The sequence below is a fragment of the Cronobacter sp. HA18006 genome (genome assembly GCF_011605445.1).
In the GTDB taxonomy this organism is placed as follows: Bacteria; Pseudomonadota; Gammaproteobacteria; order Enterobacterales; family Enterobacteriaceae; genus Cronobacter; species Cronobacter sakazakii.
On record NZ_JAANQB010000021.1, the window covers coordinates 287763 to 310270 of the forward strand.

Below are 22508 nucleotides of genomic sequence, written 5' to 3' on the forward strand. Positions count from 1 at the left end.
GTAAAAAATGGGAAAAATAAGGAAATTATTTTCCAGTCCGCAAATTTTTTTTCGTGATTATTTTAATAAAAAGTATCCTCCTGTTTTTAGCGACATTCAATGTCCTGTGAATGAGGAGCAAGTTTTGATAAAAAATGATTCTTTACTTGAATCATTGATGGAAAATAACTTGCTCATAGATGTTGTTTTTACATGGGTTGATGATAGTGATCCTCTTTGGATTGAAAAATATAACTATTATAAAGCAAGAGACTATAATCGAACGCCTGAGCATTTTCGGGATCCTGCTCGCTATAAAAACCATAATGAGATTTTTTATGCGATCAAAAGTGTCGTTAGGCATCTTCCTTGGGTAAATAAAATTTACTTAGTGACTGATGGTCAATGTCCTTTATGGATTGATAAATTTAGCAACCTTGAAGTGATCGATCACAAAGAGATCATCGATGAGGCATATCTTCCAACCTTCAACTCTCACGTTATTGAGGCTAATCTCCATAAGATAAAAGGACTTAAAGAAAATTTCATTTATTTTAATGATGATGTTTTTGTCGCGCGTGATCTTTGCAAGTCACATTTCTTTAAGGCAAACGGTTTAGCTTCGCTTTTTGTATCCCCAAAACGAATAAAATCATTAAAGGATACTGTTAGAATAACTCCAACTTTACACGCCTCGTTAAACTGTGCCCGTTTGCTTAAAAATAGATTTGGTTTTGAGGCCGAACTTCCTCTTATTCATACTTATGTTCCTTTACAGAAAAGTCAGTTTGAGGCTGTATGGAACGAATTTAAGGGGGATATAATTAAATTTCTTCCTAACCGGTTCAGAAATGAATCAGATTTGAATTTACCTACGTTCCTTGTACCATGGTTTAGCTATATTCAAGGGAAGTCTGTTTTATCAAGGGATATTTGTTATTATTTTAATATTCGTTCTTCAGCCGCACCAGCTTATTACAGAAGGCTTAAATCAGCGAGACAAGAAGGTACATTCCCTCATTCAATTTGTGCTAATGACTTCATGAGCACATCAGCCGATTTGAAGAATTATTCTGGCATGTTAGAAGATAATTTAAAGATACTCATGGAAGATTTTTAAAAATGACGACAATGAATTATTTGATTTCTATCATAATTCCTGTTTATAACACAGAGAAGTATATTGCTGAGTGCCTGGATTCAGTTCTCTCCCAGTCGATAACAGGAGTGGCAGCTCAATTATCAATAGAAATTATTATAGTTAATGATGGGTCACCTGATAATAGTGTCGCTATTATTGACGAATACAGGAAAAAACATTTCAATATAATTCTTGTGAATCAGCGCAATGCTGGTCAGTCAGTAGCGAGAAATAATGCTATTGAGATTGCGCGTGGAGAATATATATTCTTTCTGGATTCTGATGACTTATTGCCTCCAGGAGCGCTTTCAGCACTGTATAAACTCGCCATAGAAACAGGCTCTGAAGTTATTATTTCACATAGTAAAGCTTTTAATAGTCGGCGCAGTTGGTATGTTGAAGATCATGCAGAAGTTGCAAGCTCATCTTTTCGTAAAGTGAAGTTTTCGCATCGATCAATATTGATGAAAACTCCAGCGCCATGGGGAAAGCTTTATAAGCGCTCTTTATTACTGAAAAAACATATACGTTTTCCTCTTGGCATTAAACTGGCTGAAGACTGGATCTTTGTGTTGAGAGCTATGCATTATGCAAATCATGTTTCTTCTACACCACATATAAGTTACATGTATAGAGGTAGAGAGGATGAGCATAATCCATCCTGCACTCAGGAAGTTAATGAAAAAGTGTTTTATGATTTTATGAACGTTTATAAGATGACTTATGAATTTTCATTACCTGAAACACAGGTCAGACTAGCTAAGCTATTTGTTTTAAGAGGTATCCTCTATCGGCTTGAGAAATACTCCAGTAGCCATGATTTGGTTCAATCAAAAAAAATATATAAGTCACCCCATCTTTTTTTCAAAGAGCATATAGGTAAGGACATACTGACTATATTTACTTCACAACGTCGGCTGGTGTTGCTTCTTATTTATTATGGATATTATTCTGAGGCGTATAGAATACTCAATGGAAGAGTTAAGCGTACTTGCTACTCAAAGGGAGTATTAGCTAATGACGACTTTATCAAAAAAGACTACTTCTTTGTTAAGAAAAGTAATAGAAACAAAAAAATTAAGGCATACCTAACTAAATTTAAAAAGCCATTTAAGAAATATAAGTGGGAAATTAAATACCAAACTGCAAAGATAATCTCCAGGTTTTATAAATCGAATAATATTGTGCTAATTGGTGAAAGGCTAGGAACTACTGCCAATGATACCAGTTACTTTTTATTTAAAAAGATTGATAACATCAAAACCAAAAATATTTATTATTATGTAATAAAGAAAGATGCTCCTACAATAGTAAATTTGCAAGGCTTCAACAATGTTGTTTATTACGGAAGTCTAAAGCATTTTATAATATTCATTAAAGCTCACACTTATGTTTTTAGTGATAGTTTACGTGATGTTTTTCATCATTGGAGCGAGGTCTACAAAGAACATACGCATAAGAAAAAAATATTCTTACAGCATGGCGTTTTCGCAACAAGCAGAGCGAAAGGTTACTATGACAGGAATTCAATGCTGCGTAGAAACGAGTTACCTGATAAATTTATTGTCAGTTCTGATTATGAAAGTACGCTTTTGCAAAAGCAGTTCGGATTTCTTAAAAATGAACTGGCCATTACAGGCTTAACGCGCTTTGACTATCTACCAAAGAAAGTCATAAAGAGGAGTCAAACCATACTCTTTATGCCCACCTGGCGTGAATGGCTTACGAACGCTAAAGATGATGTCTTTTTGAAGTCTCAATTCTACATCAAGATTAATGAGTTATTGTCCTCTAAGGAGTTAGAGGGAATTTTAATAAAATATAACTATAAAATTCAGGTGTGTGTACATCATCAAATTAAAAAGCATATGGATGTATTTCACAATGAGAAAAGCAATATCTCATTTCATAACATGAGCGAGACGAATGTTCAGGAATTAATTATAGCAGCAGATATGATGCTTACGGATTATTCTTCTGCTTCATTTGATATTTTATACCAGAATAAGCCGGTTATTTATTATCAGTTTGACGCAGCGAGATTTTTCTCTGTGCGAGGTGGCCCGTTGATTTGTCCTTTAACTGAATTTCCCGGGCCTGTTTATTCTGATGCCAGCGATGTTTTGAAAGCTCTGGAATTTTATCTATCGCGTGGTTGTGTGCCAGAAGCTCGATTCACTAAAATTGCAAATAAATTTTTTACTTATCGTGATGGTAATAGTTCAAAAAGAATCTTACGTCTGATTGAGGGAGAAAAATGAAAACTATCATTATTGGAGATTTTACGGCTGGGATTGAAATGTTCATTTCCTCCAGAGGGCTCGTTGAATACTATCATTTACCAAAAAACTTTATCGATAAAGTTTTCTCACTACCTGCGACAGATAACTATTTCTTAGAAAAACCAGAGGGTATAGAAAGCTTTTGTGAAATAGCTTCAGATGCTAGCAATATATCTAACATTGTAGTTAGCGTTCCTTATTTGGAATCATTATCTAAAGAGTTAAAGGAAAGCTTGTTTTTATATTTTGATCTTTTCGCTGAATATTGCTCTATTTATTTGATTTCAGATGGTGATTACGATGTCCGTAATGTTGAAAATCTTATTAAGAGAAAGATTTTCTTTACCAGTAAGAAAGATATTAATGATCTAATAATAATAGGTTCTGATTCTTTTTATCCTCCGAAGAAAGTTAGTATATTTGGCAGTTGCGTAAGCAGAGATGTCGTTGAAATAAGTAACAATCTCACGCCATGTGCTATAAAATTAGATGAGTACATTGCAAGGAATAGTATGGCTGCACTTTTATCAGAAGCAATTGATTACAGTGATTCTGATATTGATCTTCCTAGCGCATTCCTGAAAAAGTGTATACACCATGATCTGAAGAAGACTGCATTAACTAGTCTTGTGAATTCTTTATCCCAGGATAGTGTTTTGATTATTGATTTCATGGATGAACGTTTTGATGTTCTTAATTTTAATGAAAGACTAATAACCAATTCCTGGGACTTTAGGGCGACCCGTTTAGCAAAAAAATATGATAAACCAAACAGTGTTCTTAGGTTTGAGTCAACTTCAAAACTAAATTTATGGAAGAAGGGTTTTGATGTTCTCTACCGCGAGGTTGTGAAAATTATCCCACCAAAAAATATATTTGTCATTATTCCTTCAATGGCAACCACATTATATAGTGAAAACGGGTTTTCTCGTTTTGAAAGCAACAAATATGCAATTCCACAGTATAATGAAATGCTTTATATTATGAATAATTATCTGACGAATAATTATAGTGGGATCACTTTAGTTAAACCATTGCCCTGGATGTTATTCTGCGATTATCGGCATAAGTGGGGGGCACATCCGTATCATTATAATAACTATTTGTATCTTTATTTTAGCAGATTAATAAAAAAACATTAATGTTTATAGCTAGTTTCTTTTGAACCTGTTTTATCGTGTGATATGCTCTTGCTCTCCGAGTGAGAGCATTTCCTTCCAGGATAAGTCTTTGCAGTAATACACTGCATTAATTTGTGCTTTATTTATTAGATAACTTTTAAATTTCTTGAATAAAGTTTGTTCCATTATGAATTCGTCAATCCAGAATTCATCCAATGTTTTTGGGTAGGTCATGCCAGCAATATCATAAAAAGCATTTCCCATTACCTTAAGCGGTTTGTTATGGATAAGGGCAGATAATCCCACAGTACTATTGATAGTAACAACTGAACGTGAATGATGAATTAATTCAGGCAAATTTAGGTCATGTACATAATGTACTCTCTTGCGGATTTTAAATTTCTTGGCCAAAAGAGAAATTTGTTTTTTATAATTTTTATGGCCGCGATCCATAGGGTGGTGCTTAATAACAAGATGTTGTTCTGCAGGGGCGTAAATAGAAAAGGAAAATATAACCTCATGTAAATATTGCTCTATATCTTTATATTTACTATGGAATGTTACTTGGCTGTCGTTAAACACTTGTAATATAACAAGATTGTATTTTGTGCTTAGTTCTGATTTGATTTTTTTATTGTTTCGCGATTCGGTTAATTTATACCATATCTTTAACCATCCTGCTTTTATCCAACAATAAGCTTCTTTTCTTAATGATAGCTTTTTGTGATGATTATAATTTAAATATGAACGATGATACGCCCATGTCATAATGCAATAAATACATGTGTGTCTGGCTCTGATCCAGAAAGAAGGGACAATTTTATTTATCCTGACTTGCCCAGTGTCGGGCAACTGCATATAAAACCCAGCCTCCCGCGGCAGGCTGGAAAACCCGTTCACGCCATTCTCTTCAAGCGTGATAAAACACGGGCGCAAATAACCCTCTTCAAAGACCAGAAAACGTATCCCCTGCGCTTGCGCCCAGCGGCGCGCGGCCTGATGCAGAGGCCGACAGTCGCCAAAGCACACCAGCGTATCAAACGGCCATGCGCTTCGCGTTGCCGCTAACCACGCGCCAAACCCCTCAGGCGTGCCCTGATAAGACAGGCTTTTCCCTTTGCGGCGGTAAAACCAGTCGCCTCCGTTAAACACCACCTGTTTCGCCTCGCGCCCTTTGGTCTCAAGCCAGTTCCCCAGGTCTCGAAAAAACGGCCCCATCGGCCCTTGCAGCAGCAAATATTTCTGGCCGGAAAGGAGGGTATCAAGCGCGCTGTGGTTCATCTGGGTCACCGGGAATAAAAAAGCGCGTGAAAGAGATTGCGGGCTTTATTGGCGAGCCGGGTGAGTGTTTTACGGCGGCGGTGGTGCGTGACGTTGCGTCGGGGCGACGCGCTGAGCAGGGCAACCGCTTCTTCCGCAGCGATCGGCGTTTTGCGCGTTGGGTGGAGGTAGAAGGGGTAATCGATGAGCGTGGTGTGGATAAGCGCGTTAAGCGTGAGCCGCCGGGTGCGGCGCGGGCAAGGATATTCGTCGTGTGTCAGGCCCCAGCCGGCGTAAAACGGCATGCCGTAGCAGAAGACGGCCTTGCCGCGCAGCAGCGCCTCAAAACCGGCAAGCGACGTCAGCGTATGCACTTCGTCTACCTGATCGAGCACATCGACGATATCCGCCTGCGTGGCGAGACAATCCGCCCAGCGCAGCGCGTCTCGCGCGCTGGGTTCGCCCTGGCGGTTGCCGCAGGCCACGTCCGGGTGCGGCTTGAAGACGATATACGCCTGGGGATTTCTGGCGCGCACCATGCGCAGGAGCGCGGCAATCGTGCGGATGCCTTGCGTGCCACCGACAAGCGAGGCATCGTCGCTGACCTGCCCCGGCACCAGCAGAATACGCCGTCCCCATGCCGATGCAGGCAGCCGCCACGCGCCGCCCGCGTTGTATTTACTGACCCGGCTTTCGATAATCTGTCGACGCAGTGCTGCGGCGCGTGCTTCTTCGGCTGGCGTCAGATGCACCCGGTTCAGGGCTATTTCCAGATCACTTGCGCGCGTGGCGTCGTAATAGAGACCGCGTTTATCGAGCACCAGCGAGAGCGGGGCGAACAGATCGGAGCCGAGCCCCACCGAGCGCAAAAACGCATCTTCCATTCGCCACACGGGCATGCCACGCAGGCATCAGCCTGCGGCGCGCGGCGCGTAAAGCGTAGTCGGTTATAGGGTGTTGAAAGAAAAGGTTTTACGACGCTGCGCTTCCAGAGCGTCAGCCCTGGTACCCATAACGTGCCGCGCAGCGCCAGATGATGACGCCGCTGCAGCGCCAGCCACGTCAGCACATCAAACAGCGTGCCGGGCTGATTGGTTTGCGGGTTGAGGTAGCGGGCGTAACGCAAATAGGCGGCGCTGAAAAGCGTGAGCAGCGAGGCGTCGCCGCGGCGTGCGGCAAGCGTGGCCGCCGCCGGATGCCTGTCGTCCGTCAGCCCCCATCCGGCATACCACGGCTGCCCGAAGCAGACCACCGGCTTGCCCGCCATCAGCGCTTCAAAACCGAAGTGAGACGTCACGGTATAAACCCGAGATACGCACCGCAGCAGCGACTGCGGGCTGGCGTCTTCGGTTATCCGCCGCAGGCGTGTATTCGCGCAGATATCTCGCAAATAGCCACGCTTGCCGCCGTGCACAACATCAGGATGCGTTTTTACCCAGATTTCGGCATCCGGGTTTTCAGCAAGGGCGCTCTCCAGCATCAGCCGAAACGATGCCGCGCTGGCATTGCCGAAGGTGACAGACATATCGCCTGCCGTCTGATCCACCACCAGCACCGCGCGGGCATCGGGCGAGCCGTCAAACGGCGGCGCGTGGTTATACTTCGCCAGATCGCCTTCCACGATAAGGCGCATCGCCTCCTGCGCCGCTTCGCGCAGCGCCGCGTTGCCCGCAGTGTCCTGAATCAGGTTCTCCAGCGTGCTCGGCTGGCTGGCGTCGTAGTAAATGCCGTCGTAATCGATAACCAGCGAGAGCGGCGGATAGCCGTGCGCCGCCGGGCCGCAAGAGCGGATAAACCCGTCTTCAAGGCGAATCACCGTAAGCCCGGCTTTGCGGGCGCGGGCAACAGCTGCCGCCGCGCTGGGACGACGCCCCCAGACGGCGATAGCGGTAACATCGTCCGGGATAGCCCGACGCGGCGCGAGTTTTCGACAAGGCATCGGCAGCAGGTGATGTAAGCCCGCAATACGCCAGATGCCTTTCGAGAAAATGCCGGTGACGCTATTTTTCATGGGATTACAGCGTCAGGATGACTTTCGCTGCGACAGCCAGCTGGTACATGATGGTTGAAATGCCGCGCGTCACTTCAATATTCTTCGACTCATACTTCGGCAGCACCATCAGCTCATCGCCCGGCTGCATGTCATCGACATCTTCGGCATTGAGCGCCTCGCCGTTCTGGCGAATCACGATAACTTTCGCACCGCTGGCTTTTTGCGTCATACCGCCGCATTTGGCGATGTAATCCTCAGGCTCCAGCCCTTTCTCCCAGGTGACGGCGTTGGGGAACAGCACCTCGCCATGCACCATGACGAGCGACGTTTTCTCCGGGATGGTGATAACGTCGCCATCTTCCAGCAGCACGGAATCAAGGTTGTTCTCATTCAGTACCACTTCGCCCTGCGGCACCACGGTACGGGCCTTCGCCACGAAGCGGCTGACCAGTTGCGCCTCCTGCATACGCAGGCGCGATTCCTCCTGTGTGGAGGATTGCGCTGAGAGCGAAGCCTGCTCCAGCTTTTGCAGCGACAGATCCAGCATCTCTTTCTGACGCAGCGCGACCGAGCGGCGATAGAGTTTGATGGCGTTTAACTGCGACATCGTGTTCGGGCGCAGTTTCGCCATCACCTGGCGCAGCGTGGCACCGTAAGGCAATACCATCGCATGTTCGCCGGAGTGTGCGCCTTCCACGCGTACCTGGATGGTGCCGGTATAGCGATCGGAACTGACCACCATGCGATCGCCATCCTGCAACATGCGGCCTGCGGTTTCGCTAATCGGGAAATATTCGCTCTGCTTCATCGCGCCTTGCTGGCGCATCAGCGTCACATGCGTGGCCCCCGGTTTAGGCCGCGCCCAGCGCAGCGCTTCGGAAACCGGAATACGCTCATCGGTAAATTCAAAGTCGTAGCTGTTAAAGACATCGCCTTCGACGCCAAAGGTGTGCTGGCGTGGACCGACGATAATGGTGTCGCCATCGGCAAACTGCGACAGGCTGAGGCTGCCGTTGAGCAGAAAATCATACAGGTTCACATGCGAGCGCGTTTTCTGGCCGCGTTTGACGGTGATATCGACATAACTGCCGCGCTCGCTGTCCACGCCGCCTGCTTTGCTGAGATAAGAAAGCAATGAATCGGACGCCACGCCGCCATATAACCCCGGCGTGCGGACATAGCCCGTGACAAACACTTTCACCGGCTGCGCCTGAACCAGCGAGGCGTAGACATTCACATTCGCCTGGTACACCTCTTTCACTCGCGAGATAACCAGTGCGTTGAGCTGGCTATTCGTCACACCTGCAACTTTAAGCGGGCCGACGTTAGGCAGAAAGATGTTGCCTTTCGGGTCGACGGTTAATGTGCCGTCATACGTGAAAGCGCCCCACAGACGCACCTGAATGGTGTCGCCAAGGCCAATCACATAATTGGGGTTGAAGGCGATGCCAGCCCCGCCTTCCGCGTTTTGGGCGGTAAAAAGCTGTGCGCCGAACATGCGGCTCATCACCGTGGCGGGCGCTGGCGGCGGCGTGTTATCAAAGCCATCTGCGCTGACCGGAGCCGATGACGACGATGACAGAATGGGCGCCGCGCCGGTCAGCGCCGGGTCGGCGGTGAGATCAAGCGCGCTGGCGCAGGCCGATAAACAGAAAAAGATCAGTGAGGCGGATGAAACGTTTTTCATAACTCTCTCGGGTGTGAAAGCGGCAAGGTTAAGCACGGTGATCGTCAATAATGGCCAGCAGCAGTCTGAGCGTGCCGAACAGCAGGCAGCAGATCAGCAGGCAGCTGGCTAACAGGTAGAGCGTCTCGGGGTAGCGGGCTTCCTCGGCAAGCTGGGGAGAGCTGATCACCGCCAGGCTTTTCAGCTTGCGGGCCGATTCCACGCGCGTTTTTTCAATGGCCGTGAGCGCGAGCTGGTACAGGTCTGTATCAAACGTCACGCGCGATTTCAGCTCTTCGAAATCCGCCGCCACACGGTTGAGGCGGTCGCCTTCCGGTGCGGTAATGTTGTTTTTCTCTTTCTCAATTTGCGCGTTAATGGAGGCCAGCGTGTTTTTCGTCGTGATGACCTGCGGCGCATCTTCACGCAGATACGTCAGCAGAGTACGCAGCTCCGTTTCGAGGCGAATCTTTTGCTCGGTCAGGTTGTTGACCGCTGAGCTCGCGGCCACGGCGGAAGCTTGTGGATCGAGCATCTGGTTGCGGTTCTGAAAGGCGAGCAGCGCGCTTTTGCTGGCGTCGAGGCGCTTGCGCGCTTTGTCGAGCTCGCTTTCGGCGAAGGATTGCTGATCGCGCGCAATATGATGCGAAAGCTCGTTGATAAACCGCTCAGACTCTTTGAGCACCGCCTGGTTGAAACGCAGGGCGAATTCGGGCGTGAAGCCCTGAGTCTGGATGGTCAGCAGGCCGTTTTTGTTGTCGTAATTGATGGTGATGCGGTGACGGTAGTAATCCAGAAATTCTTCGGCGCTCGCGCTGGCATAAAGGTGATAGAAGAGATCCAGTCCGCTGTCGCCAAAGGCCTGTTTGAAATTGAGCTGTTTATCGAGTACGGCTAAGAGATCCGGCGAGTGCAGATACTCTTTCAGGTACAGCGCATCTTCGGCAGAAGTAGGGTTAGAGGCACCCATCAGCAGGCCAATATTCAGGCTGCCGTTTTCGATATCACTGGCGCGTTTGATGGCGACCTGTGATTCGCTCACATAACGCGGCTGGCTGAAAATAAGCAGATAAATCACCAGCAACAGAAATGGCGCGCCAATGACGATTTTCGCGCTGTGGCGCTGAAACAAAATAAGCTGGCGGGAAAAATCCTGACGCCGCATCCATGCTGAAAAACGTTTTATTTTCGTGAGCACTGTGTGATGACCATTAATATAATGAATAAATGACGGATATATATTTATATAAAAAATGTTTTAACGGCTGCCTGCGCGTTTAATAACGTCAATATGCCCGAGCTATCGTTGCCGGTATAAAGAAAGCAACCAAGCATAGCGAGAGGCTACGGCGCGTGCCGGTAGTAAATCTACAAACTGTCTGTTGTTTTTATGTATTGACGCTGAAAATGATGAAAAGCGAGGAGAGATGACGTTAACGACGTGCAGGCGGCGGCCCGCTTACCCTGACAACGATTCCGTGACATTTCCATTCCATGAAAATCATAGCGCTAATAATAAAAAACCCTCGTTCATGAAACATCATATGAAAATGGAGGGATATGATTTATTAATTACCATAACAAGGGTGAATGGACAATTGGTCAGGAATAAATCGGAGTAGAGGGCAGGTATTTATCTGAGGGGAATCACTAATAAAACGGCCTTCATTAAGAAGGCCGTTGCGGGAATTACTTGGCGATACGTTTGTATTTGATACGCTTCGGCTCCAGCGCTTCGGCGCCCAGCGTGCGTTTCTTATACTCTTCGTACTCGGTGAAGTTACCTTCGAAGAATTCCACTTTGCCTTCATCCTGATAATCCAGAATGTGTGTGGCGATACGGTCCAGGAACCAGCGGTCGTGCGAGATAACCATCGCGCAGCCCGGGAACTCCAGCAGGGCGTTTTCCAGCGCGCGCAGGGTTTCGATATCCAGGTCGTTGGTCGGTTCATCGAGCAGCAGCATGTTGCCGCCCACCTGCAACAGTTTCGCCAGATGCAGACGACCGCGCTCACCACCGGACAGCTCGCCCACGCGTTTGCCCTGGTCCACGCCTTTAAAGTTAAAGCGGCCAACGTACGCGCGGCTCGGCATTTCGGTGTTGCCGATCTTCATGATATCCAGCCCGCCGGAGACTTCTTCCCAGACGGTTTTGCTGTTGTCCATGGCGTCACGGAACTGGTCAACAGACGCGAGTTTCACGGTTTCACCAAGCGTAATGGTGCCGCTGTCCGGCTGTTCCTGGCCAGACATCATACGGAACAGGGTGGATTTACCCGCGCCGTTCGGACCGATGATGCCGACAATCGCGCCTTTCGGCACGGAGAAGCTCAGATCGTCAATCAGCACGCGGTCGCCGTAGGATTTACGCAGGTGGCTGACTTCCACCACTTTATCGCCCAGACGCGGTCCCGGCGGAATAAAGAGTTCGTTGGTTTCGTTACGCTTCTGATATTCGGTGTTGTTAAGCTCTTCAAAGCGCGCCAGACGGGCTTTGCCCTTGGACTGACGGCCTTTCGCGCCCTGACGCACCCACTCCAGCTCTTTCTCGATAGATTTACGACGCGCCGCTTCCTGAGAAGCTTCCTGCGCCAGACGCTGATCTTTCTGCTCAAGCCAGGAAGAGTAGTTGCCTTCCCACGGAATACCTTCGCCGCGGTCCAGTTCGAGGATCCAGCCTGCCACATTATCGAGGAAGTAACGGTCGTGAGTAATCGCCACAACGGTGCCTTCGAAGTCGTGCAGGAAGCGCTCCAGCCAGGCGACGGATTCGGCGTCCAGGTGGTTGGTCGGTTCGTCGAGCAGCAGCATGTCTGGTTTTTCGAGCAGCAGGCGGCAGAGCGCCACGCGGCGGCGTTCACCACCGGAGAGATTCGCGACTTTCGCATCCCAGTCCGGCAGACGCAGGGCGTCGGCCGCGCGTTCCAGCTGCACGTTCAGGTTGTGACCGTCATGGGCCTGGATAATCTCTTCCAGTTTGCCCTGCTCGGCGGCGAGCTTATCGAAATCGGCATCCGGATCGGCGTACAGCGCGTACACTTCATCCAGGCGCTTGAGCGCGTTAACGACTTCCGCGACCGCTTCTTCGATCGATTCGCGCACGGTATGTTCAGGGTTGAGCTGCGGCTCCTGCGGCAGGTAGCCGATTTTGATGCCAGGCTGCGGACGGGCTTCACCTTCGATATCTTTATCGATGCCCGCCATGATGCGCAGCAGGGTGGATTTACCGGCGCCGTTCAGGCCCAGCACACCGATTTTGGCGCCAGGGAAAAAGCTCAGAGAGATATTCTTCAGAATGTGTCGCTTCGGCGGAACGACTTTGCCGACGCGATGCATGGTGTATACGAATTGAGCCACGTTGGACTTCGCCTCTTATCATGATTAAGGGTTTCTCAGCTGCGGAGTTTAGCTGTTTTCAACGCTTAATCCCAGCCAGCAACGCCGTGAATGCGGCGTAAGAGGCATTAATGCGCGAATGGTAAAAAAATGTTCGCGACATGGCGCAACGGCCTTCGCCTGGTTAGCATGAAGTATCTGAGAATTTCAGGCGGCATGAGGCTGCCGGTCAGTCAATTAACATGAGGAAGGATTGTGGGAACATCCAGACAGGTCGTCTGGCGGTGGCTGGCGGCGGGCGTCTGCCTGCTGACGCTCGGCCAGGCCGCACGCGCCGATTCGCTCGACGAGCAGCGCAGCCGCTATGCGCAGATCAAACAAGCGTGGGATAACCGGCAGATGGACGTGGTGGAGCAACTGATGCCCACCCTGCAAACCTATCCGCTCTATCCCTATTTGCAGTATCGCCAGCTCACTGACGATCTCATGAACGAGCCGACTATCGCGGTGCAGCAGTTTATTCAGGCGAACCCGACGCTGCCGCCGGCGCGCACGCTGACGTCCCGGTTTGTCAACGAACTGGCGCGCCGCGAAGACTGGCGCGGCCTGCTGGCGTTCAGCCCGCAACCGCCTGGCAGCACCGAGGCGCAGTGCAACTACTATTACGCGAAGTGGAACACCGGCGACGCGCAGGGTGCCTGGCAGGGCGCGAAAGATCTCTGGCAGACCGGCAAAAACCTGCCTGCGGCGTGCGAGCGCCTCTTCCAGGCGTGGCGCACGTCCGGCGCGCAGGATCCGCTGGCTTACCTTGAGCGCATTCGCCTTGCGATGAAAGAGGGCAACACGTCGCTTGTCAGCTCGCTCGCAAGCCAGCTGCCGCCGGATTATCAGACCATCAGCAGCGCGCTGGTGAGCCTGGCAAACGATCCCAACAGCGTGATGACTTTTGTGCGCAGCGTCGGCGCGACCGATTTCACGCGCCAGATGGCCGCGGTGGCGTTTGCAAGCGTCGCCCGTCAGGATGTGGAAAACGCGCGGCTGATGATCCCGTCGCTCATCCAGGCGCAGCAACTGAACGACGCCCAGGCGCAGGAGCTGCGCGATATCGTGGCGTGGCGTCTCATGGGCAGCGATGTCACCGCAGAGCAGGCCCGCTGGCGCGACGACGCGATCATGCGTTCAGAATCCACATCGCTCATTGAGCGTCGGGTGCGTATGGCGCTCGGCATCGGCGATCGCAGCGGGTTAAACACCTGGCTTGCGCGCCTGCCGATGGAGGCGAAAGAAAAAGACGAATGGCGCTACTGGCAGGCCGATCTTCTGATGGAGCGTGGGCGCGACGACGAGGCCAAAACCATTCTGCATTCGCTGATGCAGCAGCGCGGTTTCTACCCGATGGCAGCGGCCCAGCGGCTTGGCGAAGATTACCCGCTGCGTGTCGATAAAGCGCCAGCGGTAAACGCCGCGCTGTTTGAAGGCCCGGAGATGGCGCGCGTGCGCGAGCTGATGTACTGGGGCCTTGATAACACCGCGCGCAGCGAATGGGCGAACCTCGTCACCAGTCGCAGCAAGCAGGAGCAGGCGGCGCTGGCGCGTTACGCGTTTGATCGTAACTGGTGGGATCTGAGTGTGCAGGCGACGATCGCCGGTAAGCTCTGGGATCAGCTCGAAGAGCGTTTCCCGCTGGCTTATAAAGATCTCTTCGCCCGCTACGTGAGCGACAAAGCCGTTCCGCAGAGCTACGCGATGGCGATCGCCCGTCAGGAGAGCGCCTGGAACCCGAAAGTGCGCTCGCCGGTAGGCGCGGCTGGCCTGATGCAATTAATGCCGGGCACCGCCACCCACACGGTGAAGATGTTTAATCTGCCAGGCTACAGCAATAGCGCGCAGCTGCTCGACCCGGAAACCAACATCCAGATAGGCACCAGCTATTTGCAGTATGTCTATGGCATGTTCGACAACAACCGTATTTTCGCCTCTGCCGCCTATAACGCCGGGCCGGGGCGCGTGCGCACCTGGCTTGGCAACAGCGCCGGGCGTATCGATGCGGTCGCGTTTGTCGAAAGTATTCCGTTCTCAGAGACGCGCGGTTATGTGAAAAACGTGCTGGCTTATGATGCCTATTACCGTTACTTCATGGGCGGTAAGCCGGTGTTGATGAGCGATGCGGAGTGGAGCCGCCGTTACTGATTCGACGGCGTTGTGCTATCCTGTCGTACTAGTGAACGAGTATGGCGGCATCTGATGACTCAACATTCAACCTATTCCGCGGCCCAGGCCGAACAGAGTAATCAGGAGTGGCTGCGCTTTGTGGCGCTCCTGAAACAATCTTTCGACAAAGACCTGCATCTTCCGCTGCTGACGCTGCTGCTGACGCCGGACGAACGCGCCGCGCTCGGCACGCGTGTGCGGATCATTGAAGAGCTGCTGCGCGGCGAGATGAGCCAGCGCGAGCTGAAGAGCGAACTGGGCGCGGGGATCGCGACGATCACCCGCGGCTCTAACAGCCTGAAAGCGGCGCCGCCGGAGCTGCGCCAGTGGCTTGAGCAGGAGCTGTTACAGGCTCAGCGGTAAATCGCGTTATGAAAGGGGCTTAAGGCCAGGATCACCGCCTGATGGTAGACGCTGCTGCGCGTCAGCTTACCGGCGGTGAAAATGCCGATAGCCCCTTCTTTACGCCCGATTTCATCAATGCCTGTCCAGGCCGACATCACCGGCCCGAGCGCTTTTCCGGCGCGCACTTCATTAAGGATCGCCGCAGGCAGCGGTAGCGTCGCCGAGCGCGCTTCGCCACGCTGGTCTGCGCTTTCAATCACCACCCAGCTAAACGTGCTGTCGTCATCAATACCGGCTTCAATCGCCACCCAGTAATCGGCTTGCGGGCGCAGCGCGCGGGCATTAATGACGCGCTGGCGTGCGCCGGTGCGCGTTTCTTCACTGCCGAGCGGCTGTTCCGGCACGCCGCTATCGACGGAGACGGCGTCAATATGGCAGGATGCTTCGCCGAAAATCTCGCTAAATGCACGCAGAATCGCCTGAATTTTGGCTGGATTCGTCGTGGCGCAGACAACATGGTACATAATTCAATTCACACTCACAGACGTTTAAAGTCGCAGCAGTATAACGGATAAAAAGCATGTTACAGGTATATCTGGTTCGCCACGGTGAAACGCAGTGGAACGCCGAGCGACGCATCCAGGGGCAATCGGACAGCCCATTGACGGAAAAAGGGGAACGCCAGGCCATGCAGGTGGCGCAGCGCGCTAAAGCGCTTGGCATTACGCACATTATCACAAGCGATCTGGGACGCACGCAGCGCACCGCTGAGATTATCGCGCAGGGCTGCGGCTGCGACGTGATACTCGATCCGCGCCTGCGTGAGCTGGATATGGGCATCCTTGAGCGCCGTCATCTCGACACCCTCAGCGAAGAAGAAGAAGGCTGGCGTCGCCAGCTGGTGAACGGCACGCCGGATGGTCGTATTCCGCAAGGGGAATCGATGCAGGAAGTGAGCGAGCGTATGCACGGCGCGCTGAACGCCTGCCTCGATCTGCCGCCGGGAAGCCGCCCGTTACTGGTGAGCCACGGTATGGCGCTTGGCTGCCTCGTCAGCACCATTCTCGGTCTGCCCGCGTATGCGGAGCGCCGACTGCGCCTGCGCAACTGCTCAATCTCTCGTGTCGATTATCAGCAGAGCCCGTGGCTGGCGTCCGGCTGGGTGGTGGAAACCGCAGGCGATGTGTCGCATCTCGATGCGCCTGCGCTGGATGAGCTACAGCGTTAACGGCGGATGGGGATCAGGTACTCGCAGCGCAGGTTGATGTCGCCCTCCTGGGCACCGGACGCCTCCGTAAGCAAATAGCGCTCGATATCCTGACCACGGCGGCGCGTCAGCCCCAGTGCGGGCATACAGGTGCCGTAGACGGTCAGGATAAACTCCTGAACGCCGGTGCCTGGTCCTTCATAGGTAAACTGCACATAATCGCCGCCCTCCAGCGTCACCGGATGGGCGTGCTCCACGCAGCCTTCCGCCAGCGGCTCCGGCAGCGCGGTGGTGTAAAAGACTTCCTGCTCGTCATCTTTTTCGACGCTCGGGCGTGATTCATTCAGGCCGTAAAAGACCGGTGGAATGGTCGGACAGTTCGCGAGAAATTCGCGCCAGAACTGGACACGCATCTGCTGGCGGAACACCGAGATTTGCTCAAGCGAGCAGGTATAGCTCTGGGTGAGGCCGGTGAGGTGCATCGGCGCGAGCGTGACAAACTGATGCGGCGGTGGCGTGAACGGCTCAAGGCGCAGCGGCGGGCGCATACCCTGCGCGCTCCAGTCCGCCGAGCGGCGATAGAGCGCAGGCGTCAGCGAAAACTGCTTTTTAAACGCGCGAGTGAATGTCTGCTGTGAATCGAAACGGTATTGCAGCGCGATATCGAGAATCGGGCGCGCGGTGAGACGCAGCGCAACGGCGGATTTTGACAAGCGGCGCGCGCGAATATAAGCCCCGATGGCATGGCCCGTCACCTCTTTGAACATCCGTTGCAAATGCCACTTGGAATACCCGGCTTTAGCCGCCACATTGTCCAGAGACAAGGGGTGATCAAGATGGCTTTCCAGCCAGGTGAGCAGATCCCGAATGATCCCAGACTGATCCATATTTAATCCTCATCCTTAAACGCAGTGCCTGAAAAAGTGGGTAGCGAATAGTAGCATTTTTTGTTCTTCTGGCATTCAGTGTTTTCTTTTGCGGTTAAAGCGGAGCGGACTGCTGCAAAACAGGATTTTTGAGTAACAATGTGATCTGTAAGGTTTTTTGTTTTAACGGTGAATAATCACTAAACGTAACCTTTAATGAATGGTAACAATATGAAATACAAGCTGTTATTAATTCCGGCATTGTTTATGGCTTTAACCGGCGGTTTACGTGCGGAAGAAATTGGATCGGTTGATACCGTGTTTAAATGGCTGGGGCCGGATCACAAAATTGTGGTGGAAGCGTTTGACGATCCGGATGTCAAAAATGTGACCTGCTACCTGAGCCGCGCCAAAACCGGCGGTATCAAGGGCGGGCTGGGGCTTGCGGAAGACACGTCCGATGCGGCGATTTCCTGCCAGCAGGTCGGGCCCATTGAACTGAGCGATAAAATCAAAGCCGGGAAAGCGCAGGGCGATGTGGTGTTCCAGAAGCGCACATCGCTGGTCTTTAAAAAACTGCAGGTGGTGCGTTTTTACGACGCGAAACGCAACACGCTCGCCTATCTGACCTATTCCGATAAAGTTGTCGAAGGCTCGCCGAAAAACGCGCTGAGCGCCGTACCGATTATGCCGTGGGGTCAGGCCCGGTAATTCACAGGACTATTCAGGATGAATCAGACAACCGTCTGGCTGGTGGAGGATGAGACCAGCATCAGCGAAGCGCTGTCATATGTGATGCAGCTTGAAGGGTTTACGGTGCGGACGTTTGAGCGCGGGCTGCCCGCGCTGGACGCCGCGCGCCAGACGCTGCCCGATCTCGTCGTGCTGGATGTGGGCCTGCCGGATATCAGCGGCTTTGAGCTGTGTCGTCAGCTTCTGGCGGCGCATCCTGCGCTGCCGGTGCTGTTTCTGACCGCGCGCAGCGAAGAGGTCGATAAGCTTATTGGCCTGGAAATCGGCGCGGATGATTACGTCGCCAAGCCGTTTTCGCCTCGGGAAGTTTGCGCCCGTGTGCGTACCATCCTGCGGCGTCTGCAAAAGCAGCAGCGCGGCGCGCAGACCATTGTGCGGGTGGGGCGTTTCGAGCTCAATGACGAGGCCGCGCACATCGCCTGGTGTGGTCAGCCGCTGTCGCTCACCCGCTATGAATACCTGCTGCTGAAAACGCTGCTGCTGGCGCCGGGGCGCGTCTATTCGCGCCAGCAACTGATGGATATCGTCTGGGGAGATGCGAACGACAGTTTCGATCGCACCGTCGATACCCATATTAAAACGCTGCGCGCCAAGCTGCGCGCGGTCAATCCTGACGTGTCGCCTGTCAATACGCATCGGGGGCTGGGTTACAGCCTGGCGGTAAACTGATGCGTATCGGCATGCGGCTGCTACTGGGCTACTTTCTGATCGTCGCCGTGGCGGCCTGGTTTGTTCTCACGATTTTCGTGCAGGAGATCAAACCCGGCGTGCGGCGTGCGACGGAAGGCTCGCTTAATGACACCGCCACGCTGCTGGCGGAAATCGCCCGTGACGATCTGCTGGCGGGCCATCCGCGCGACGGGCAACTGGCGCAGGCCTTTGAGCGGTTAAATCATTACCCGGTCAACGCCAACATCAGCGGCATTAAAAAAGAGCGCAATGAATACCGCGTGTACCTGACCGACGCGCAGGGGCGCGTGGTGTTTGACTCCAGCGGCGCGGCAGTCGGGCAGGACTATTCGCGCTGGAACGATGTCTGGCTGACGCTTCGCGGCAAGTATGGCGCGCGCAGTTCGCCGCTGCATCCGGACGACCCTGACAGCACAGTAATGTATGTCGCCGCGCCCGTGCGCGACGCCGGGCGCATCATCGGCGTGCTGAGCGTGGGCAAGCCGAATATCGCGCTTGCGCCGGTGATCAGGCGCAGCGAACACCGGATCATGATGGCGGGCGTGGCGCTGCTCGGTATCGCGCTGCTGACCGGCATCGTTATGGTGCTGTGGATTAACCGCTCCATCGGCACACTGGTGCGTTACGCCGATTCGGTCACCGAAGCCGCACCGCTGCCGCTGCCTGACCCCGGCAGCAGCGAGCTGCGACGTCTCGCCCAGGCGCTGGAAAATATGCGCGTACGGCTGGAGGGTAAAAACTATATCGAGCAGTACGTCCACGCGCTGACTCACGAGCTGAAAAGCCCGCTTGCAGGCATTCGCGGCGCGGCGGAGATCCTGCGTGAATCACCGCCGCCGGCGGTGGCACAGCGCTTTTGCGACAATATTCTTGAGCAAAACGCGCGTATGCAGGCGCTGGTTGAAAAACTGTTGCAGCAGGCGAAGCTGGAAAACCGGCTGGAGATCGTGCCTGAGCCGGTATTGTTGGCATCGCTTTTCGCCACGCTCGCGGAGCTGCATGCCTCGACGCTTTTGCAAAAATCGGTGCGGCTCACTATCGACCCCGCTCCCGGCAGCCTGCGCGTGGCGGGCGACGAGGCGCTGCTGCACCAGGCCATCGGCAATCTTCTTGTCAATGCGCTCGACTTCACCCCGCCTGGTGGTGAGATAACGCTTGGCGCGTGGCAGGAGGGCGAGCGCGTTATCGTGCGCGTAACGGATACCGGCAGCGGTATTCCGGATTACGCGCTGGCGCGTATCTTCGAGCGATTCTATTCACTGCCGCGCGCGAGCGGGCAGAAGAGCAGCGGGCTCGGCCTTGCTTTCGTGCAGGAGGTGGCGCGGCTTCACCAGGGCGAGATAGCGCTCGTTAACCGCCCTGAAGGCGGCGTTGAGGCGCGGCTGACGTTACCGCCCGCCTGACTTCACCGACGCTTCACATAACTTCATTTCCACCCCACATAAGCCCTCTATCTTCGGCAACATCGAAGAGGAGAGGCTTATGTTGAAATCACCACTGATGTTAAAAGGGCTGGCGCTGCTGGGCTGTATGGCGCTGTTGTTAATTCCGCTGCGCATTCTGAGCGTGGTTATCGGCGAGCGTGCCGACTATCGCGACGATGTGTCACACTCGCTTGAGCAGAGCACCAGCGGGCCGCAAAAGCTGGTGGGGCCGCTTATCGCCATTCCGGTAACCGAAATCACCACCGTGACGGAAGGGGGCAAAGACGTCACCAAAACGCGCAGTTTTATTCGCTACTGGCTGCCGGAGTCGCTGGTGGTCACGGGAAAGCAGGCGGTTGAGCCGCGGCATATCGGTATTTACGAAGGGCAAGTCTGGCGCAGCGATATCGCGCTGGAAGCGCGCTTTACCTTGCCTGAACAGGGGCTCAACCCCGGCGCGCAGTATCAGCTGGGCGACCCGCGGCTGGTGATGGCGGTGGGCGATGCGCGCGGCATCGGTAACGTGGGCGCGCTGAAAATCAACGGGCAGGCGCTGGCGGTGGAGCCCGGTTCCGGGCTTGAAGAGGGCGGCCAGGGTTTGCATGCCATCGTACCTGCGGCACTTTTGAATGCCCCGACGCTCACGGTCAGTTTTTCGCTGGAGCTAAACGGCACCGGCGCGTTTTCCGTCGTGCCGCTGGGCCGCAACAGCGAGCTGTCGCTTATCAGCAACTGGCCGCATCCGGGTTTTTATGGCAATTTCCTGCCAGCGACGCGGGAGATTTCCGCCAGCGGTTTTGCGGCGAAATGGCGCAGCAGCTGGTATGCCAACAATATCGACAGTGAATTTCATGACGCGCAGAGCGTGACACTTCGCAACTTGCCTGCGTTTAGCGTGACGGTGGCAACGCCGGTGGATCAGTACCAGCTAACCGACCGGGCGGTGAAATACGCCGTGCTGCTGATAGCGCTCACCTATATGGCGTTTTTCGTCTGCGAAACGCTCAGCGGTATTACGATGCACCCGGTGCAGTATCTGCTGGTGGGGCTTGCACTGGTGATGTTTTATCTGCTGCTGCTGGCGTTTTCAGAACACATCGGCTTTAACCTGGCCTGGCTTGCCGCAAGCCTTGCGGGAGCGGGGCTGAACGCGCTCTATCTTCAGGCGGTGCTGAAAGGGTGGCGGCGCAGTCTGATGTTCGCCGGTGGTCTGCTGGCGCTCGACGGCGTGCTCTGGCAACTGCTGCGCTCGCAGGATTTCGCGCTGTTGCTCGGCAGCGGGTTGCTGTTCATCGCGCTGACGGCGGTGATGCTACTGACGCGCCATATCGACTGGTATGCGCTGACGCCCGCGAAACCACGCTATCAGCGTCTGACGCCTGCGCCGCAGGAGGAGCGGTTCCGGCTCTGGAAGTAAAACGCGGGCAATAAAAAAGGGCGGAAATTCCGCCCTTTTTGCGTGGCGCCGAAACGCCTTATTCCTGCAGATCGCCGCAGAAACGGTAACCTTCGCCATGAATGGTGGCGATGATTTCCGGGGTGTCCGGCGTGGACTCGAAATGTTTACGAATGCGACGGATGGTCACGTCAACGGTACGGTCATGCGGCTTAAGTTCGCGACCGGTCATTTTCTTCAGCAGTTCCGCGCGGGTCTGGATCTTGCCCGGATTTTCGCAGAAATGCAGCATCGCGCGGAATTCGCTGCGTGGCAGTTTATACTGCTCGCCGTTAGGGCTAATCAGCGAACGGCTGTTGATATCAAGCTCCCAGCCGTTGAACTTGTAGCTTTCCACGCTGCGGCGCTCTTCACTCACCGTACCGAGATTCATGGTGCGGGAGAGCAGGTTGCGGGCGCGAATAGTCAGTTCACGGGGGTTAAACGGCTTGGTGATATAATCGTCGGCGCCAATCTCAAGGCCTAAGATTTTATCCACCTCGTTATCACGGCCGGTCAGGAACATCAGCGCGACGTTCGCCTGCTCGCGCAGTTCACGCGCCAGCAACAGGCCATTTTTACCCGGCAGGTTGATATCCATGATAACCAGGTTGATATCATTATCAGACAGGATCTGATGCATCTCGGCGCCATCGGTGGCTTCAGAGACATCATAGCCTTCTGCTTCGAAAATACTTTTTAACGTGTTGCGTGTAACCAACTCGTCTTCAACGATAAGAATGTGCGGGGTCTGCATGTTTGCTACCTAAAAATTGCCAACTAAATCGAAACAGGAAGT

The 22508-nt window shown here is 52.8% G+C and carries 17 protein-coding genes and 1 pseudogene; 10 read left to right on the forward strand and 8 right to left on the reverse strand.

The annotated features are described in order from the left end of the window. Positions 1-7 precede the first annotated feature (7 nt). The 3 genes from G9X48_RS13565 to G9X48_RS13575 are packed head-to-tail and all read left to right on the forward strand — an operon-like array spanning position 8 to position 4544. Positions 8-1099, forward strand: a complete 1092-nt coding sequence (locus G9X48_RS13565) for a stealth family protein (protein ID WP_088277026.1) — start codon at positions 8-10, stop codon at positions 1097-1099. A 2-nt stretch (positions 1100-1101) separates the two neighbouring features. After that, complete coding sequence (locus G9X48_RS13570; RefSeq protein ID WP_166499957.1) at positions 1102-3381, forward strand: CDP-glycerol glycerophosphotransferase family protein; 2280 nt, start codon at positions 1102-1104, stop codon at positions 3379-3381. Continuing rightward, positions 3378-4544 carry a DUF6270 domain-containing protein gene (locus G9X48_RS13575; protein ID WP_097641259.1) on the forward strand — a complete coding sequence of 389 codons (1167 nt, stop codon included), beginning with the start codon at positions 3378-3380 and terminating at the stop codon, positions 4542-4544. The genes G9X48_RS13570 and G9X48_RS13575 overlap by 4 nt, the downstream gene beginning before the upstream one ends. A 30-nt stretch (positions 4545-4574) precedes the next feature. Here G9X48_RS13575 and G9X48_RS13580 read toward each other — a convergent pair whose 3' ends face one another. From G9X48_RS13580 to ettA, 5 genes and pseudogenes are all read right to left on the reverse strand, one after another. Beyond that, positions 4575-5804 (reverse strand): capsular biosynthesis protein, encoded by a 1230-nt coding sequence (locus G9X48_RS13580; protein WP_097641260.1) that lies wholly within the window; start codon positions 5802-5804, stop codon positions 4575-4577. Positions 5805-5809: 5 nt separating this feature from the next. Next, a pseudogene (locus G9X48_RS13585) lies at positions 5810-7794 on the reverse strand (capsular polysaccharide biosynthesis protein). A gap of 4 nt (positions 7795-7798) precedes the next feature. Further along, positions 7799-9463 (reverse strand): polysaccharide biosynthesis/export family protein, encoded by a 1665-nt coding sequence (locus G9X48_RS13590; protein WP_007889189.1) that lies wholly within the window; start codon positions 9461-9463, stop codon positions 7799-7801. 28 nt (positions 9464-9491) lie between these two features. Then, a complete protein-coding gene (locus G9X48_RS13595; protein WP_171964784.1) occupies positions 9492-10640 on the reverse strand; it encodes a capsule biosynthesis protein in 1149 nt (382 codons plus the stop codon). Positions 10641-11131: 491 nt separating this feature from the next. Beyond that, the gene (gene ettA / locus G9X48_RS13600; RefSeq protein WP_004386289.1) at positions 11132-12799 is read right to left on the reverse strand and encodes an energy-dependent translational throttle protein EttA; all 1668 of its coding nucleotides are present in this window, start codon (positions 12797-12799) and stop codon (positions 11132-11134) included. Positions 12800-13033: 234 nt separating this feature from the next. Between ettA and sltY the strand changes: the two genes are divergently transcribed. Both sltY and trpR read left to right on the forward strand, forming a co-directional pair. Then, positions 13034-14968: a murein transglycosylase gene (gene sltY / locus G9X48_RS13605; RefSeq protein WP_097641263.1), complete on the forward strand. Its 1935-nt coding sequence runs from the start codon at positions 13034-13036 to the stop codon at positions 14966-14968. Between the two features lie 54 nt (positions 14969-15022). Next, positions 15023-15352: a trp operon repressor gene (gene trpR / locus G9X48_RS13610; protein ID WP_004386287.1), complete on the forward strand. Its 330-nt coding sequence runs from the start codon at positions 15023-15025 to the stop codon at positions 15350-15352. Here trpR and yjjX read toward each other — a convergent pair. Continuing rightward, complete coding sequence (gene yjjX / locus G9X48_RS13615) at positions 15343-15858, reverse strand: inosine/xanthosine triphosphatase (protein ID WP_004386286.1); 516 nt, start codon at positions 15856-15858, stop codon at positions 15343-15345. The two genes, trpR and yjjX, sit on opposite strands and share 10 nt — an antisense overlap. Positions 15859-15914: 56 nt before the next feature. Between yjjX and gpmB the strand changes: the two genes are divergently transcribed. After that, a complete protein-coding gene (gene gpmB, locus G9X48_RS13620; protein ID WP_004386285.1) occupies positions 15915-16562 on the forward strand; it encodes a 2,3-diphosphoglycerate-dependent phosphoglycerate mutase GpmB in 648 nt (215 codons plus the stop codon). On the opposite strand, the gene robA is transcribed toward gpmB, so the two are convergent. Further along, the gene (gene robA / locus G9X48_RS13625) at positions 16559-17428 is read right to left on the reverse strand and encodes an MDR efflux pump AcrAB transcriptional activator RobA (RefSeq protein WP_105629587.1); all 870 of its coding nucleotides are present in this window, start codon (positions 17426-17428) and stop codon (positions 16559-16561) included. The genes gpmB and robA overlap by 4 nt on opposite strands. A gap of 210 nt (positions 17429-17638) precedes the next feature. On the opposite strand from robA, the gene creA reads away from it, so the two are divergent. The 4 genes from creA (at position 17639) to creD (ending at position 21691) form a co-directional block, all read left to right on the forward strand. Further along, positions 17639-18118, forward strand: a complete 480-nt coding sequence (gene creA, locus G9X48_RS13630) for a protein CreA (protein WP_004386283.1) — start codon at positions 17639-17641, stop codon at positions 18116-18118. Between the two features lie 18 nt (positions 18119-18136). Then, a complete protein-coding gene (gene creB / locus G9X48_RS13635; RefSeq protein ID WP_097563789.1) occupies positions 18137-18829 on the forward strand; it encodes a two-component system response regulator CreB in 693 nt (230 codons plus the stop codon). Then, positions 18829-20253, forward strand: coding sequence for a two-component system sensor histidine kinase CreC (gene creC / locus G9X48_RS13640; RefSeq protein WP_014729638.1), 1425 nt, complete (start codon positions 18829-18831; stop codon positions 20251-20253). The genes creB and creC overlap by 1 nt, the downstream gene beginning before the upstream one ends. 79 nt (positions 20254-20332) lie before the next feature. After that, the gene (gene creD / locus G9X48_RS13645) at positions 20333-21691 is read left to right on the forward strand and encodes a cell envelope integrity protein CreD (RefSeq protein WP_097641264.1); all 1359 of its coding nucleotides are present in this window, start codon (positions 20333-20335) and stop codon (positions 21689-21691) included. A 58-nt stretch (positions 21692-21749) separates the two neighbouring features. Here the strand turns inward: creD and arcA are convergent, their stop codons facing one another. Further along, positions 21750-22466 (reverse strand): two-component system response regulator ArcA, encoded by a 717-nt coding sequence (gene arcA, locus G9X48_RS13650; protein ID WP_007675752.1) that lies wholly within the window; start codon positions 22464-22466, stop codon positions 21750-21752. Between the last annotated feature and the right edge of the window lie 42 nt (positions 22467-22508).

Bases quoted from the DNA above. Each gene is read 5' to 3' on its own strand.
- G9X48_RS13590 (WP_007889189.1), bottom strand. From the start codon at position 9,463: ATGAAAAACGTTTCATCCGCCTCACTGATCTTTTTCTGTTTATCGGCC.
- G9X48_RS13575 (WP_097641259.1), top strand. From the start codon at position 3,378: ATGAAAACTATCATTATTGGAGATTTTACGGCTGGGATTGAAATGTTC.
- yjjX (WP_004386286.1), bottom strand. From the start codon at position 15,858: ATGTACCATGTTGTCTGCGCCACGACGAATCCAGCCAAAATTCAGGCG.
- arcA (WP_007675752.1), bottom strand. From the start codon at position 22,466: ATGCAGACCCCGCACATTCTTATCGTTGAAGACGAGTTGGTTACACGC.
- creA (WP_004386283.1), top strand. From the start codon at position 17,639: ATGAAATACAAGCTGTTATTAATTCCGGCATTGTTTATGGCTTTAACC.
- creB (WP_097563789.1), top strand. From the start codon at position 18,137: ATGAATCAGACAACCGTCTGGCTGGTGGAGGATGAGACCAGCATCAGC.
- trpR (WP_004386287.1), top strand. From the start codon at position 15,023: ATGACTCAACATTCAACCTATTCCGCGGCCCAGGCCGAACAGAGTAAT.
- G9X48_RS13565 (WP_088277026.1), top strand. From the start codon at position 8: ATGGGAAAAATAAGGAAATTATTTTCCAGTCCGCAAATTTTTTTTCGT.
- gpmB (WP_004386285.1), top strand. From the start codon at position 15,915: ATGTTACAGGTATATCTGGTTCGCCACGGTGAAACGCAGTGGAACGCC.
- creC (WP_014729638.1), top strand. From the start codon at position 18,829: ATGCGTATCGGCATGCGGCTGCTACTGGGCTACTTTCTGATCGTCGCC.
- creD (WP_097641264.1), top strand. From the start codon at position 20,333: ATGTTGAAATCACCACTGATGTTAAAAGGGCTGGCGCTGCTGGGCTGT.
- robA (WP_105629587.1), bottom strand. From the start codon at position 17,428: ATGGATCAGTCTGGGATCATTCGGGATCTGCTCACCTGGCTGGAAAGC.
- G9X48_RS13570 (WP_166499957.1), top strand. From the start codon at position 1,102: ATGACGACAATGAATTATTTGATTTCTATCATAATTCCTGTTTATAAC.
- G9X48_RS13580 (WP_097641260.1), bottom strand. From the start codon at position 5,804: ATGAACCACAGCGCGCTTGATACCCTCCTTTCCGGCCAGAAATATTTG.